This is a genomic window from Nanhaiella sioensis (assembly GCF_046557775.1).
GTDB classification, from domain to species: Bacteria; Bacillota; Bacilli; order Bacillales; family SM2101; genus Nanhaiella; species Nanhaiella sioensis.
The window spans coordinates 620,868-634,879 of record NZ_JBKAEG010000001.1; the positions used below are offsets into that span (position 1 = coordinate 620,868).

Below are 14,012 nucleotides of genomic sequence, written 5' to 3' on the forward strand. Positions count from 1 at the left end.
AGGATGGATGTACACAATAATTTCACTTTTTAAAAATAAGCTGACTATTAAGATTTTTTGTAATTGAAGTAATCACAATGTTCGAAATTTAAATTTTTGTATTCTCTCATAATGAAAGGCGCATACCTCTTAGATATGCGCCTTTTTGTGGAATAATATTGTCATGTAGTCATAGAACTATTCGACTCATTAATCATTGTGTTTCAAAAACTGATAGGTCTTTATATTTGATTTGAATTAATAATTTTCATACCTTATTATAGCTTCTGGATCATCATTAACCGGATTGGCTAAATTTCCATATTTAATATCTTCGATTAGGCTAAATAGATTTAAATACATATCATAAATGTTTTCTTCATTTTTTTCATAATTTTTCAAAGATATAGTCCAAGTCCGTATACTTCCATCTTCCATCATTAAGAACCCTTGTGTGTGACCCATATAATCATATGAAAGTTCCTCATTATAAGTCTTTCCAAAATCATATGCAAATATCCAATAGGGTTTGTAGAGGCCTATAAAGAATACAGGGGTTTTTAAATTTCCTCTAAAAAATACTCCTTTGTTTTCAGGTAATGATGCTTCTTGAAAGACCTCCTCTGTTAACATAAAAGCATCATATTGTTGCTTATTTTCTCCAATATCTTGTAACTCTAATTGGTGGAATATTACGTTGTTGAATTGAGTATTCGGTTTAGTTCCAATTATTCCGATATTTAATTTACTACCATTATAATTTTCTATTTGTATGGTACTTTTATTTGTGTATGTAGAAATAAGAATAATAAGAAATAGAGTTACTAAAGTAGTAAATAATAAAATTCTTTTTTTCATTGATTAATCAGCACCCTTTTCACGAACGCGTTAACTATCTATTACGAGTAATATTATAGCAACAACTAGAGCAAATAACTTATTCCTATATTTGGATAACTGACAGGGTTCTTGCTGTAGACCGAAAACTAAAACTAATCAACTATATTTCTATTATAGTTAGTAAAAAGTTTTGTAATGTGAAATTGGTAACACTAATAAACAAATACAAATTCGCCCTGAATTAAAAAAACCACACGAGTTTAGTCTGATAGTAGTGTCTATCAGGCAATTCGTGCTGTAATAGACTCAAGTTTCCTTAATAGGTAACTATCCTTAAGGTATTCCAGATAGCTTTACACACTTATTGCGCCATATTGCGGAAGATCTTATGTGTTTTTCAGTTGATAGTGTTAAACAACAACTACCTGACGATTTACAAATAAATTACATTAAACCTTTAAAGTATGAAAATTATTAAATGCTAATTAAAGCTAAATAGACAATTCTCTGAAGAACTTTAAATTATTATTAATGTAATCATCCCCTGTATCAATACTTCCTACAATATGAAGATCATGTAGGCATAAGCCCATTAACCATAGCTTCCTAATCCCAACAAACACTGGGATTGCTTCTAAATCATGCTGGTTTAGTGGTCTTATAGAAGTGTATCCTTGAATAAATGCATTCCATAAACTTTCTAACTTTTTATTGTCACCTCTTGTATGAATTTGGCGTGCAAGTCTAAATTCTGCTATATCGTATGACCTCCATCCATACCCACAAAGATCAAAATCATAATGTGTATAAGAAAAATCTTCTTTAAAGCTAATATTTGTGTTTCCATGTAAATCACCGTGACATATTCCCCAATCAAGCCCACTAGTTTCGAGCTCCTGAATTCTAGCTTTTAATTTACTAGCAACTTCCTCAATAAAAGTATAATCCTCTATTCGGTGTAACATAAAATCCTTTATTATTTTCAGTGGTTTATCAATAAGATAGGTTAAATTTAGTTCGAATCGTTTCTTTGTTGATGTAAAATTTTCAGATTTTATATGTAGTTCTGCCACTGATTTGCCAAACAAGGAACTTATTTGTTCATTGTCAATAGGCTTTTCTTCACCCTGGGCAAAACTAAACAATACTCCGAAACGATTTCCTTCTGGAGCGTTTAGTCTATTAATGAATTCTCCATCTTTTCGAGTTATTGGGTAAGAAACGGGTATTCCTTCACTTTCTAAATGAAGTACTAGATCTAATTCAAAAGTAATCTCCTCTTTGTTAGTCCTCCAATCATTTCTGTACACTCGAAATACATACTTAGAGTCTTCTGTATGTACGATATATGTATCATTCATACCTCTTAAGAAAAAATTTACTCTAACTGGTTTTACTTCATATTTCTCAAAAATGTATTTTTTTAATTCATTTTCACAAAGTGTAGAATAAGTTACAGGAAACATCATGCAAATCATACCTTTCTATAAATTTTTAATAATTTTTTCAAAATACATTCACGTACTACATGAATGAAAATCGTATATTTTCTATTCGCATTGATTGTTGCTTTTCAGTACTAGAAGATTAACGTTTACAACCGCAATTTACTTTATCCTTTCATCTTCCAAACGATAAGGATCCCATAAAACTACGTCAGCTTGTTTTAACATTGGAACAAGAGAGTTTCATTAACATAAATGATAATCGTTTGTAATTGTTAAATATATAGAAAAAATGATCTAGCAGTATTTTCACCATAAAAAAGCACTGATCTTATTTATATAAAATATGATCAGTGCTTTCATTACTATTTTTTTGAATATACTATTTTTTTGATTGTTGCTGTTGAAAGAAAAAATTCATCTGCAAATTGATTAATGGACTTTCCATTGTTAAATTCCCTTTTAAGTAAGGTATTCCTATCATTAATTTCCTTTCTTCCACCAGAACATGTTCCCCATTTTTTATAGTTCTTTTTGGGTTTTGGAATATATATAGTTTCACCTTGTACATATTTTTGAAGCTCTGTAAGTAGTTCTTTAGGTAATTCTTTTCTTATTTTAGATTTACTCATTTCTGCAGCCCCTTATTTATGAAATATGATAAGGTGCAAAACCAATCATGTCAGAAATGGCATTCTCTAACTAAGACGATTTGTTATATCACCTTATGCAAAGTATCGCCTTCAGACACTAGGCTTTGCATAAGGTTCTCAGATCATGAACAGTCCAAAAAGTACTTTGCATCTACAATACCTCCACTCTACTTAAAACTTTTTTCTATACAAATTTCTAAAAATGTGTATTAAATTTATTATGACACAAGTTATAAAAAAAAGGGCACTTTTCATGTTTATTATCAATAGGACCATATTGTATTATAAGGTCATTCAGTTACCTGATTGACCCATTTTCAAGTGATATTATTCTTAAGGTAGTCAGGATAGCCTTTACTAGCTTCTTGCGCCATATTGTTTAAGATCAATATTGTTGAAAAACATCTGATAGTATATATGTATCTATTCACAAATTATCTCATTCCGATACTTATTTTTTTCATCGATATAATGATATTTTTTCCTTAATTATTTGCCCTGATTCGTCTTCCCATAGCACTTCTGCATATATTTCCTCAATATTTGCAATCGTTATTGGAGTTCCTTTATATATTAATGGAGATGTACTTTCATATTTTTCTATTAATATCTCGTTTATTGTTGGTATGAAGCCACCTCGAGATTGCGAATATATCGTTTCTTCTTCTACTACTATTTTCTTACCTGTACTGCCCTCTATTTCTTTGCTAATAGCCGTATAAACACTAAAATCATAGAAATTTGTTTTCAACCCATCTTTAGATTTAAATTTTAGTTCTGTACTCCCAGTCTTATGTTTATCAGGGAGTATTGCAATCTTATAATTCCTTACTTCCCAGTTTTCACTATCTCCCGATAAAGTAAAATAATAAGAATTAATTTTCTTTGGAGATTGATTAACGAAAACAAGTAAAATAATTACGAATAAAGACATTAGAAATAAGAATTGATATAGTTTTTTATTCAATAATGTTGACCCCATTTCTTTGTATACCCTTGTTTTCCTTATATTTCATCTCTATATTTAACATTCATTAATTTACCAGTCTAATTATACTGAAACGGCTTATTTGAAGTAAATATTAATATATAGAAAGGACGCTATTCTTTATTACAGATGAGCGCCATATTGTTGAAGATCAGCAAAATAAAAAGGAGGCAACTAACCCCCTTTTGTATATTAGTTTAATTGTATAATGTTCAACCCATGCTTGTAATGTTCATTATGACGAGGCACGTGGAGAATATTATTTGCTGTTCCTATAATGGAATAGGTGTTTGAGAGCATTATGCGAATATCTCTTATCATGGTCGAGTTGATATTTACAAAATAATGTGTTCACTAGGTAAGGAAAAAATTTAAAAAACAATAATCTATTTGCAGTAAGAATTGCAAAAAAAATTACAATGAAGAGCATTTGTGGGATCAGGGACTGTTGAGTAAGAATGTTTAAAATGCACAAATATAAAATGATATACTGTTTTTTATAAAGACTAAATTAAATGTAAACAACACAAAATTGTAGCTACTTGAAAATATTTCTTGTAATTATTTCACCATTAGATCAATCAACCAATCAATGTAGTGAGCGGGTTTATAACTATTTAATACATACCTTAGAAAATCCTATTAATCATCATCAAAAAGCTATAAAAAAGCCGCATATTCTATTTCAGACAGCTTCTTTACTTTACTTATAAGTTCTTTAAAATCTGTTTATATTCTTCTTTATCAATTTCTCCTTGAACATAACGTAGCTTTAATATATCTAATGTATTATTGTCACCTCTATTATTTTGTTTCCCTGTTTTAAAGACAGTTAGCAAGTCAAAAGTTAAATTTTTGGCTATTTTTATTAATTTGTATAAATCACCTGTTTTCAAAAGATAGTAAAATATTATAATGGATAGAACTAGGTTTAACACCTCTATTTCACCTCTTTACATCTTAATAGTTTTTAGAATGGCTTGAAGTTCATCATGTGTAATCTCACCACGAGCATAACGCAACTTCGCAACCTCTTCTGCCTCAATGACTGTTGTACCCTGCTTGTTATATGATGAAGCGCTAGTTCGATGTATCTTTTGATTTTTAAATATTAATATTAAACCTACCGTGATAATGCCAATCACAATAATTGTCATAAAAGAACCATTAAACATCATATCAAAATTGTTGAATCCTGATGGCATTCCATTATATCCGTAAAATCCTCCATTACCTCCAAAGGATCCCATATGTCCTCCATTCATCATACATATTCTCCTTTCCTATTTTGTTTTTATTATAATAATGCAATTAATTTTTGATATTCTTCTATAGAAATTTGACCTGATGCATATCTATAATCGATTACATCTTTAAGATCGTTTGTGCTGTTGGTTTCTTTAGATTGTAGATTCCTTAATAATTTTTGTAGTTCACCAGTTTTATACAGATAAAGACTAATAGCCAGAATAAGTATTAACAACATAGTTTCATTCCTCCAATATTTATATTTTTTGAACTTTTGTAGGGTTCCTGAGTAATTAGCCTGCAATTTTTAATACATACTCATTCCTCTCAAATTACTGCTCTGAGATGAACCACCACCCCCATGCATTCTCTTATATAATTCTTCTTGTTCTTGATAGTCCAAATTGGGATGCATATCATTCATGTATGGTTCCATTTGTTCAAATTTCACAATTCCTTCTTCCATGAATTGTTGCATACTTTCAAAATTGCCTGTGACCATCCAATCCGTCATTTGATCATAACTTACATCCTGTTTTCGATTCACCGAATTTTCATCTAGTGTATCTATTTCAGAAATTAGAGATAGTCCTGCTCCACCTGTAAATACAATAGCTGCTGTAATAACACTATTAAGTATATTCATTTCTAATCAATTCCTTTTATAAAGTTATTTTTGGTTTTACTTAAAGAATCTTTTTCTTGATTTCCTCAAATTCTTCAAAGGAAATTTCTCCTTTTGCCAGCCTAGACTTTGCAATTTCTATTGCATTTGAGTTTGTTGCTGACTGAGTTCTATTTTCGGCAACTGGATGTTGATTATTAACCACTAAATAAATAAGATAACCAATGATTAAAAAACCCAATATCATCATGAATGATCCACCTCCGAGTCCAATATTACAAAATCATGTCGCGAGCTCATCGTTGTCTTATTAATAAATCTCAATCCATTTCTTTATTTACTGCGATCAATACACTTAACTAGACGTTGTTCAATTTCATTAGCTTTACTATCTAGATTGGCATCGTCTAAGATACTCATTAATGTGGTCGGTTTAACCATCCCTATTTTGTTGGTTTCTTGCTCCCCGTACACCACGATTTTGCATGGTAAAAAATATCCTACTTGATTTGTAATTGATAAAACTTCTTTTGCATCAAAAGGATTGCATACTTCTAACACATAAAAATCTTGATTATATTCTAAACCTTTAGCATTTAGTTTATCTTTAATATTGAAACTCCATAAAACACTAAACTGTTCTTTAGATAAATTCTCCTCCAAATCTTTGAGTATTTGACTTACTGGTTTATCGGTATTAACGGTAAAGTGAAACATCTAATCCCCTCCTATTTTTTTGTGTGATCTTTGAATTTGTTTTCTTTACTTGCTCTTATCATAAGCAATACTTGTAAAGATCTTGTGAGCAACTTATGTGGAAGTTATGTAGGTTTACTCACTATTAACAAAAACGAAAGGAGGAAAAATATAAAACAAAAAAAGATTAAGCTCAGTGGCTTAATCTCCTATTTCTACAATAGTACGCATATTTAAAATCTTGACGGTATTGACCTTACTGTAATGGGAACTGTACTTCTACTGTTGTCCCAACGTTTAATTGACTGGTTATTTTAATATCACCTTGATGTGCTTCTACTAATGCCTTGACGATTGATAACCCAATTCCCACTCCTCCAGTTTTTCGGTCACGAGATTTATCACCGCGATAGAATCTTTCAAATAAGAAAGGGAGGTCGTCCTCACTTATTCCTTCACCTTCATCTTTAACTATAAAAACAATTTGATCATGATTTATTTCTATATGAATAGAAACTGTTTTCTCTTGTGGTGTATATTGTAGAGCATTATTCACTACATTAGTTAAAATTTGAATGATTTTATCACGATCTCCTAAAAACCATAATGGTTCTGCAGGGGATTCAATTTTTAAATCCACCCCTTTTTTCATAAATAATGGACTGAATTGATTTTTTATAGAAGATAAGAGTTTTTCAATCTCGATCTTTGTTTTATCTAATCTAATTTGTGGATTTTCTGCGGCTATTAATGTTTCTAATTCATTGACTAGACGAACTAATCTCATAAGTTCCTCATGACATTGCTCTAACCTCTTTGAGTCAGGTACCCATATGCCATCCTGAAAGGCTTCGATATGACTTCTTAACGTTGCTAGTGGTGTTCTAAGTTCATGTGCAAAATTTGCTGTAAATTGTTTTCTTAGTAATTCCTCTTTTGCTAAAGATTCTGCAAGTTGATTAAAAGACTCTCCTAAAGGCTTCATTTCATCTGTCAATTCTTGAATAGGCATTCGTGTTCGCCATTGATGATTGCGTAATTCAAGAATTGCATTTTTCAACTTCTTAAACCCTAATGTTAAACGATTTGAAAATAATAAACTAAATAGGATTGATAGAACAACAGTAACTAATAATGCGAGTATAATATTTCTTTTTATTGATTTCAAAAAGATAAAATCTTCACCCATTAATTTTTCTGGGTAGAATACTGTTAAATTCCCGATTGGTTTATTACCTTTTATTAATTGGTATGAAGCTGATCGATAATCACTAAAGTCAATTGAAGAATGCATCCCGCTCATCATACCCATCATCGATTGCAATGCTGTTGTATCAATTAGTAAAACACCGTTAGTATCATAAAGTTTATAGTATAAATTTTCTGTCATTGCATGCTCATGCATAATATTATCTAGTTGCTCGCTTGTTAACTTACCCGTCTCATCATATTGTTGAAGTACTTCCTTTTTTATCGCTTCTATCCGTTCCGCTCTGTTTTTTTTGAGATAATCAGCAAATTGATTTTCAACGCCAAAAAAGATGGTAAAGCTTGTAATGAAAACACCACTTAAAGAGACAACTAAAAGATACATTAATATCCTTGACCTAAGTGTCAATCTCATCCTTTTCTCCTCCAAATTTATACCCCATTCCGAACACAGTAACAATAAATTCAGGGTGACGAGAATCGGTTTCAATTTTTTTGCGCAAATTTTTTATATGGGTATCAATACTTCTTTCGTAGCCTTCAAAATAGATACCATCTTCTTGTATTTTTTCCAATAAATCAGCCCTACTGTATACTCTTCCAGGATAGCTCGCCATCGTAATTAGAATTTTATATTCATTTGGAGTTAGAGCGAGTATGTCAGCATTAAGCTTTACTTCCTTTTTCACATGATCAATTATCAACTTTTGATCATTAAAACTAATTCGCTTCACATCTGTCATCTGCTGTGTTCTTCTTAATAATGCTTTAACTCTTACAACAACTTCTCTAGGACTAAATGGCTTTTTTACATAATCATCAGCACCAATCACGATTCCATTAATCAAATCTTCTTCAGCTGATTTAGCCGTAAGCATGATAATGGGCATATGGCTATCCTTTCTTATCAACCTACATACTTCTTCACCAGAAATATCAGGTAACATCAAATCTAATACTATAAGGTCTGGACTCTGTTCCCTCACTTTTTTTAATGCTTCGATACCATTAGAAGCAAAGGAGATTTCCCATCCTTCTTTTTCAAAATAAGCTTCCAATACTTCAAGTATTACTTGTTCATCATCAATCACGAGAATTTTAGTCATTAAATCCACCTCTCATATGAATATTATCATCTTCTTTACGAAAAAACATAATCTCCATGACTTCCACACAATTTGAACATAAAATCTCCATATTCAGTATCTACAATGAAAATATCTAAGAAAGGAGTTGGAAAACAATGAAAAAAATAATATTTAGTTCATTAGGTACCACAATCATCTTAGGGGGAACCGTATCCTATGCATTTGCACATTCAAGTGATGAAGGTAATGACAATATAAACTTTGGACAAATGAAGCCTTATATACAAGAAATGCATCCTGATTGGTCAACACAAGAGCAAAAAGAAATGTTTGATAGCTGCCATGGGGAAACAGGAACTCTAGAAAAGAATAACAACAGAATATGATGAGGAATATTTAGAGATGGCTATAGTTATTATATGACTTTATACTTTTTATTTATTTGGAACTAGGATCCTTTTTATTAATAAGAGGGATCTTTTTGATGATTTTATTAGTTATTATAAAATATTAATAGAAATCCACCAAAGACTAAACTACTTGTTTCTAGAATAGTGGATTTGAGTCAATATCTTGGACACAAAAAGATTAAGTTTTATGCAGAGTCTTTGAATAGTTCTTCTATTGCTTGGGGTGTTTTATAAGCAATGCTGCTATGCTTTCTTTTTCTGTTATACCATGCTTCGATAAATTCAAAGATGGCGATATTGGCAGTTTTATAGTCTAGATATTGAACATGATTTACTTCTTCTTTCTTCAATATAGCGTGGAAAGATTCAATACAGGCGTTATCATAAGGGCATCCTTTTTGGCTAAAGGAGTGTGTTATACCATAAGATTTAATACGATCAGTAAATGCTTGGCTTGTATATTGTGAACCTAGGTCAGTATGTAGAATTAACCCTTCGGGTGGTAATTTGGAATAAGAAGTTCTCTCCTATTGAAACAGAAGATGGTTCAAGCCTTACTGCTGACGATATTTCAAAGATGCAAAAACAGATGCTTCGTCTTCAAGAGGAGAATGAAATCTTAAAAAAGGCTATGGCCAAATAAATAGTTACTTCCGATACGCCATATTCATTACTAAGTTCTTTGACAGAGCTACCAGAACGGTAGAGTAAGTACTTAAAATGTACTTAGAAAGGTTGTGTCCGGATGGGAAACAAAAATACAGGCAAAAAATATACTCAAGATTTCAAGAAGATGATCGTTGAAAGGTAGCTGGGATATCCTTAACTACATTCTTGCGCCATATTGTTAAGTAACATTAGGTGATTTAACATGTTGTACATTTAATCTCTCATTCTTTTATCTTCTGAACATCCCCCTATCAAATACAATCTATCTTGTGTTTACTAAAGTATCTTTTTGTAATTTCTAAGACGCATACAATAGTTCTAAATCAGCAAACATGGTATAATCACCCAGAAGGAGTGATACAATGTCAAATGAATTAGACTACAAAAATATTAAAAAACTTAACATAAAACACCTTAATGCCTCTAAAACATATTCATTTATTTTTATGGTATTTTTTACATTTATTATTATCATTTCTCCTGTTGATTTTTTAGAATGGCTAGGATATAACTCCATAACAAATGAGCGTTCTCTTGTTATAACTCTAGTTTTATTGTTTGGATCAATTGCAACATGGCTAACTTCAACAATTGCTTTAGCAAATGTTAAAGAGTAGGGAATATTTTTTATCCTTTACAATAAAACTGATATCTAACTGTTTTTCCATATAGTTTTCCATTTGAACACTCAATCTATTTCTCTCTTTCTCCTTATTACTTAAAACAATGGACAGAACTATCATTGAGGTTACTAGTCAAATAAAATAATTATTATGTAACTTGACGAAATGCATTGTTAATGACTTGGCACATTCCATCAAGGATTCACACATCTTTTATAATCCACCTTCTCTTATATCTGAAACATCGCACAATGAAGCTACTTCTCTTTGTCCTTGTTGATTTGTACCAACTAGCAATGTCCCTACTAATGAATCTACAATCACAACCCTACTCTCACCGTTATTAAAGAGTATGGTAACTTGTTGACCAGGTGGAAAAAGCGTTAATACATTTGCTTGCCAATCTCTAGTACAACAATCACATGTTGTGACCTCTGTTACAATTTCCTTTACCTCTTCTTTAACTAAAGACTTACAACCACAAGGTGATGTGGATACCTTATAGTGAGCCATTTAATCACCCCCTAGCTATTATATACTCCATATTATGCTTTTGAATAAATAGGTGTATAGGGATGTGTATATATATCATAATAGGCAGATGTACAATTTCAGTTACTGGTTAAAAACAACAAACTCACTAAGTTAAATTGCATACAATGTATTCTATAAGTTGATACCTTATATCCAGCCATTTAGCACCTCTCGAAAATTTCGGGAGGATACATAATTGCTATTAAGTCTTATAAAACTTGTATGTATTACCTAGTACATACATACATAATTTGCATAACATAATGTACGGCCAACTACACTCATATAAACCTCCCTGGGCATGCCTCCTTTACTGATCGAAACAGGGAGGTTACATATTTTAAACGCTATATAAAAAATATCCAATCTCCCAGTTTTAAATTTGCATAAACATATAGTGTCGTATCTTCTTTTTTTCGAATAATGCCTCTCTACTTCCTCCGCGTCCACCGGTCAAGGATGAAGAGGTTTTATTTTTAAACGACTCCATGCTTATTAAGTCTTATAAAAATGATTTATCTGTCTTAGCACATTAATGCAAGCTTGAATAAAAATCTTGCATAACATAGAAGTACACCATAATTACCACTCTCTTCCTGTATCCTCCTTTACGAACAAACAGAGAGAGTTTTAAGGATTTGTTATGGCAATTCCTCTGTACTCTCCTTCCGCTTCAGAGTATGGAGGAATTTTTTCATTTTTCACAATGCTATTTTTTTCTATAGAATTATTTATCTTCTAGTACATTCGCACATAACTTATACATAAATTCCGAATAAAATATTATGTACGGAGACTCATCACATTCCCTCAAACCTCCCTGAGCTATCCTTATGCCTCGAACGGAAAGGGAGGTATATAAGATTTACAAATTCTTCATTTATGGTTTTTCTACAAATGATATGTTACATATGTTGGTTAAAAATAAATTCCCATTGTTTGACTCTGTTTTTAATACACTGTTTGATATCTCAATAAAAGTATGATTATTAAGTTCATCACCACTATTTGTAGAAATATTAATTGTATCCATAGCCATAAACTTATCGTTAATTTCTGTGATCCTACCGTTAGTACTTAATTGGACTGCATCTTAAATGGGGCATTTTCATCTTTTATAAAGTATTCTTTTCCGTCTTGACCTTGAACTGTTGAAAAATAAGCACTATGAAATTCTTTTGATCCTTCGTTCACTAAGAGAGTCATATATTCACACCCAACATCACCTGTATACTTCGCTTTGCTCAACTTAATCACTCCTATCTTTTTTTAGTAACCTCACTAATTCATGAGTTTCTAAAACTTTTAATACTTAATGGTCATTTATCAGTTGCCTTTTTATACAATCCACATTTACTAATATCAAATAACTTTTTTAAAGGAATGATTTATTGTGGTGAGTTGTAAGTGTAAAGATGATAAATGCCCCAACTACTTTGAAAATCAATCAGCAGAAATAATTCCCGTCATCGGTAATATAAATATTGGTGAAATAATAAGATTGCCTGTTCTTATTAAGAAAAATGATGTCAAAGTTAAAGTAGACTCATGTGTTGAAATACTCACTGAAGCAATAGGTTTAAACGCAATTTCTTCTTTCAGATTTAATTATCTACTTCAACGTTCTACGAATAATGGAATTTTCAAAACACTTGCAACCATCCGACCAGCACAAGATTTAATTTTCGAAAATCCGGTAAATCCACCTCCATTTGATTCTGGTGCATTGATTCCTAATCTTACATGGACTGATATGCAACCTGGTATAGGGTGTCATGTATACCGTATATTTTTTAGCGATCCCTCCTTCATAAGTTTAATAAATACTACTTTGAGTATTCGAACTCGGGCAATAAACGCTACTGTTTTTTGCCACTAATTTATTTAGTAAACAAAATACAAAATAAGTGTTATAAGCTAATAGCATTGTTTCACCCAGAAGATCTTAGCTAATTACTAAATACCATGATGAATACTTATCCTGCGTATAGAACACTGAAAATCCCCCCCTATAACAAAAATGGGATTTAATATATTTTTATATAGTCTGAGTCAGCTAATTAAGCCAGTTCCTGCAAGTTATAACCTACTAAATAATTAATCAAAAAAACTTGTTATTCCACAATATGGCCCAATTGTTGAATTATCAAATTAATACAATATCTCTTCTTTAACTTCATAATTTTGAAAACTACCACATAATATAAGGCTTACTCCACATTCTTTACCGTTGCAATTACAATTAATAATTACCGTTAATCGCGATATATATCTTTTCCATTTTAAACGCAAAAGGTGTGTCTTTTAATAGTTCCGATGCACGTTGATAGACTTCGTGTTACTTGCCGTCAAAGAACGATTTACCTCGCTTATATTTTGCTAAGCGTTCAACGTCTCCCGCAAGTGGAAACTGCTTGCCTATTTCGAACATTGCACCGCCCCCTTTCTTTTAGTGATATAATTTATAGATTGAAAGGGGGGGGAGTTAATGTGAGTTTGGTATTTACAGTAATTATAACTACTATATTAAGTTATCTTTTAATCGTTTTTACTGGCCCAGTTTTTGCTGCAATTATCGCCTTTGGTATTATTCTTGGTTGTTTATTTAGAGGTATATATCTACTTAACGAAATAAGTGAAAATCTTTATAAAATATCAGCTAAAGCTGATAGATTATTAGAAAAACAGCATATTAACGAATAAGCTACAACCATGTAGGCTTTTGTATTACCCGCGTTCTCACTTTCTTCGAATATTGAAACCTCCTGCTCCACTGCGTCAATTAAGTCGTCAGCCTCACCCGTTCCAAATCGTTCAAATTGTTCGAGCAACAGGACGTGATTATTTTTCCTCCGCTTCGAATATACGGAAACACCACCTCGATTCGAAGATCTTTTCGTTACCTTTGCTGAATTTTATCAACGTGTGAGTGTCGGGTAATTAACTTTTCTTAATGCCTTTTTCAGTTCATCGACAAAGAATTCCTTCGCCATTTGCGCCTCGGG

Annotated in this window: 19 protein-coding genes and 1 pseudogene; 5 read left to right on the top strand and 15 right to left on the bottom strand. The window is 31.4% G+C overall.

Features of this window, described 5'->3' with window-relative positions:
- Positions 1-237: 237 nt before the first annotated feature.
- From V1503_RS02890 to V1503_RS02945, 12 genes are all read right to left on the bottom strand, one after another.
- On the bottom strand, positions 238-837 hold the full coding sequence (locus V1503_RS02890) for a hypothetical protein (RefSeq protein ID WP_410624707.1): 600 nt from the start codon (positions 835-837) through the stop codon (positions 238-240).
- A 473-nt stretch (positions 838-1,310) separates the two neighbouring features.
- A complete protein-coding gene (locus V1503_RS02895; protein WP_410624709.1) occupies positions 1,311-2,288 on the bottom strand; it encodes a phosphotransferase in 978 nt (325 codons plus the stop codon).
- Positions 2,289-2,629: 341 nt separating this feature from the next.
- Positions 2,630-2,896: a CD3324 family protein gene (locus V1503_RS02900; RefSeq protein WP_410624711.1), complete on the bottom strand. Its 267-nt coding sequence runs from the start codon at positions 2,894-2,896 to the stop codon at positions 2,630-2,632.
- 481 nt (positions 2,897-3,377) lie between these two features.
- Positions 3,378-3,884 (bottom strand): hypothetical protein, encoded by a 507-nt coding sequence (locus V1503_RS02905; protein ID WP_410624713.1) that lies wholly within the window; start codon positions 3,882-3,884, stop codon positions 3,378-3,380.
- Between the two features lie 728 nt (positions 3,885-4,612).
- On the bottom strand, positions 4,613-4,843 hold the full coding sequence (locus V1503_RS02910; RefSeq protein WP_410624715.1) for an SHOCT domain-containing protein: 231 nt from the start codon (positions 4,841-4,843) through the stop codon (positions 4,613-4,615).
- 15 nt (positions 4,844-4,858) lie between these two features.
- Positions 4,859-5,173: an SHOCT domain-containing protein gene (locus V1503_RS02915; protein ID WP_410624717.1), complete on the bottom strand. Its 315-nt coding sequence runs from the start codon at positions 5,171-5,173 to the stop codon at positions 4,859-4,861.
- 29 nt (positions 5,174-5,202) lie between these two features.
- Entirely contained in the window at positions 5,203-5,391 is a 189-nt protein-coding gene (locus tag V1503_RS02920) for a hypothetical protein (protein ID WP_320259071.1), read from the bottom strand.
- A gap of 69 nt (positions 5,392-5,460) precedes the next feature.
- Entirely contained in the window at positions 5,461-5,799 is a 339-nt protein-coding gene (locus tag V1503_RS02925) for a hypothetical protein (protein WP_410624720.1), read from the bottom strand.
- A gap of 40 nt (positions 5,800-5,839) precedes the next feature.
- Positions 5,840-6,028, bottom strand: a complete 189-nt coding sequence (locus tag V1503_RS02930) for an SHOCT domain-containing protein (protein WP_410624722.1) — start codon at positions 6,026-6,028, stop codon at positions 5,840-5,842.
- An 83-nt stretch (positions 6,029-6,111) separates the two neighbouring features.
- Positions 6,112-6,495 carry a DUF302 domain-containing protein gene (locus tag V1503_RS02935; protein ID WP_410624724.1) on the bottom strand — a complete coding sequence of 128 codons (384 nt, stop codon included), beginning with the start codon at positions 6,493-6,495 and terminating at the stop codon, positions 6,112-6,114.
- A 235-nt stretch (positions 6,496-6,730) separates the two neighbouring features.
- Positions 6,731-8,098 (bottom strand): sensor histidine kinase, encoded by a 1,368-nt coding sequence (locus tag V1503_RS02940; RefSeq protein ID WP_410624726.1) that lies wholly within the window; start codon positions 8,096-8,098, stop codon positions 6,731-6,733.
- Entirely contained in the window at positions 8,082-8,789 is a 708-nt protein-coding gene (locus V1503_RS02945) for a response regulator transcription factor (RefSeq protein WP_410624728.1), read from the bottom strand. Before V1503_RS02945 ends, V1503_RS02940 begins: the two co-directional genes overlap by 17 nt.
- 137 nt (positions 8,790-8,926) lie before the next feature.
- Between V1503_RS02945 and V1503_RS02950 the strand changes: the two genes are divergently transcribed.
- Positions 8,927-9,157 carry a hypothetical protein gene (locus tag V1503_RS02950; protein WP_410624730.1) on the top strand — a complete coding sequence of 77 codons (231 nt, stop codon included), beginning with the start codon at positions 8,927-8,929 and terminating at the stop codon, positions 9,155-9,157.
- Positions 9,158-9,366: 209 nt separating this feature from the next.
- Here the strand turns inward: V1503_RS02950 and V1503_RS02955 are convergent.
- Positions 9,367-9,708, bottom strand: a pseudogene (locus V1503_RS02955) (transposase); the annotation flags it as partial.
- Here V1503_RS02955 and V1503_RS02960 point away from each other — a divergent pair.
- Together V1503_RS02960 and V1503_RS02965 are read left to right on the top strand one after the other, a co-directional pair.
- Complete coding sequence (locus V1503_RS02960; protein WP_410624732.1) at positions 9,681-9,824, top strand: hypothetical protein; 144 nt, start codon at positions 9,681-9,683, stop codon at positions 9,822-9,824. The pseudogene V1503_RS02955 and the gene V1503_RS02960 overlap by 28 nt on opposite strands.
- A gap of 388 nt (positions 9,825-10,212) precedes the next feature.
- Positions 10,213-10,467, top strand: coding sequence for a hypothetical protein (locus V1503_RS02965; protein ID WP_410624733.1), 255 nt, complete (start codon positions 10,213-10,215; stop codon positions 10,465-10,467).
- A gap of 219 nt (positions 10,468-10,686) precedes the next feature.
- On the opposite strand, the gene V1503_RS02970 is transcribed toward V1503_RS02965, so the two are convergent.
- Both V1503_RS02970 and V1503_RS02975 read right to left on the bottom strand, forming a co-directional pair.
- Positions 10,687-10,986 carry a hypothetical protein gene (locus tag V1503_RS02970; protein ID WP_410624734.1) on the bottom strand — a complete coding sequence of 100 codons (300 nt, stop codon included), beginning with the start codon at positions 10,984-10,986 and terminating at the stop codon, positions 10,687-10,689.
- A 1,098-nt stretch (positions 10,987-12,084) separates the two neighbouring features.
- Complete coding sequence (locus V1503_RS02975) at positions 12,085-12,255, bottom strand: hypothetical protein (RefSeq protein ID WP_410624736.1); 171 nt, start codon at positions 12,253-12,255, stop codon at positions 12,085-12,087.
- A 145-nt stretch (positions 12,256-12,400) separates the two neighbouring features.
- Here V1503_RS02975 and V1503_RS02980 point away from each other — a divergent pair, with 145 nt between their 5' ends.
- Positions 12,401-12,886, top strand: a complete 486-nt coding sequence (locus V1503_RS02980; protein ID WP_410624738.1) for a hypothetical protein — start codon at positions 12,401-12,403, stop codon at positions 12,884-12,886.
- 611 nt (positions 12,887-13,497) lie between these two features.
- Positions 13,498-13,710: a hypothetical protein gene (locus tag V1503_RS02985; protein ID WP_320259084.1), complete on the top strand. Its 213-nt coding sequence runs from the start codon at positions 13,498-13,500 to the stop codon at positions 13,708-13,710.
- Positions 13,711-14,012 lie beyond the last annotated feature (302 nt).

Coding starts and splice junctions, on each gene's coding strand:
- V1503_RS02965 (WP_410624733.1), top strand. CDS start 10,213: ATGTCAAATGAATTAGACTACAAAAATATTAAAAAACTTAACATAAAA.
- V1503_RS02935 (WP_410624724.1), bottom strand. CDS start 6,495: ATGTTTCACTTTACCGTTAATACCGATAAACCAGTAAGTCAAATACTC.
- V1503_RS02940 (WP_410624726.1), bottom strand. CDS start 8,098: ATGAGATTGACACTTAGGTCAAGGATATTAATGTATCTTTTAGTTGTC.
- V1503_RS02950 (WP_410624730.1), top strand. CDS start 8,927: ATGAAAAAAATAATATTTAGTTCATTAGGTACCACAATCATCTTAGGG.
- V1503_RS02925 (WP_410624720.1), bottom strand. CDS start 5,799: ATGAATATACTTAATAGTGTTATTACAGCAGCTATTGTATTTACAGGT.
- V1503_RS02920 (WP_320259071.1), bottom strand. CDS start 5,391: ATGTTGTTAATACTTATTCTGGCTATTAGTCTTTATCTGTATAAAACT.
- V1503_RS02945 (WP_410624728.1), bottom strand. CDS start 8,789: ATGACTAAAATTCTCGTGATTGATGATGAACAAGTAATACTTGAAGTA.
- V1503_RS02900 (WP_410624711.1), bottom strand. CDS start 2,896: ATGAGTAAATCTAAAATAAGAAAAGAATTACCTAAAGAACTACTTACA.
- V1503_RS02890 (WP_410624707.1), bottom strand. CDS start 837: ATGAAAAAAAGAATTTTATTATTTACTACTTTAGTAACTCTATTTCTT.
- V1503_RS02970 (WP_410624734.1), bottom strand. CDS start 10,986: ATGGCTCACTATAAGGTATCCACATCACCTTGTGGTTGTAAGTCTTTA.
- V1503_RS02895 (WP_410624709.1), bottom strand. CDS start 2,288: ATGATGTTTCCTGTAACTTATTCTACACTTTGTGAAAATGAATTAAAA.
- V1503_RS02915 (WP_410624717.1), bottom strand. CDS start 5,173: ATGATGAATGGAGGACATATGGGATCCTTTGGAGGTAATGGAGGATTT.
- V1503_RS02930 (WP_410624722.1), bottom strand. CDS start 6,028: ATGATGATATTGGGTTTTTTAATCATTGGTTATCTTATTTATTTAGTG.